This window comes from Bacillus cereus group sp. N24, from assembly GCF_016483345.1.
GTDB classification, from domain to species: Bacteria; Bacillota; Bacilli; order Bacillales; family Bacillaceae_G; genus Bacillus_A; species Bacillus_A toyonensis.
In genome coordinates this window covers 1-236 of the sequence record NZ_JAEHCA010000160.1, presented here as the reverse complement: position 1 = coordinate 236, position 236 = coordinate 1, and the positions used below count along the sequence as shown (strand labels likewise).

Genomic DNA, 236 nt, shown 5'->3' with positions numbered 1-236 from the left:
GGGAAGTGGCTCAGCTTGGTAGAGCACCTGGTTTGGGACCAGGGGGTCGCAGGTTCAAATCCTGTCTTCCCGATATTGTTTTTGGGGCCTTAGCTCAGCTGGGAGAGCGCCTGCCTTGCACGCAGGAGGTCAGCGGTTCGATCCCGCTAGGCTCCACCATTAGTTCTTTGAAAACTGAACGAAACAAACAACGTGAAACGTCAATTTTTATTTTTAGATGCTAGACAAACTAACTT

Annotated in this window: 2 tRNA genes; both read left to right on the top strand. The window is 49.6% G+C overall.

Going from position 1 to position 236, the window contains the following annotated elements:
• Window positions 1-73 (top strand) — tRNA-Pro (locus JDS95_RS30850).
• A gap of 10 nt (window positions 74-83) precedes the next feature.
• Window positions 84-159 (top strand) — tRNA-Ala (locus JDS95_RS30845).
• The last annotated feature ends 77 nt before the right edge of the window (window positions 160-236 follow it).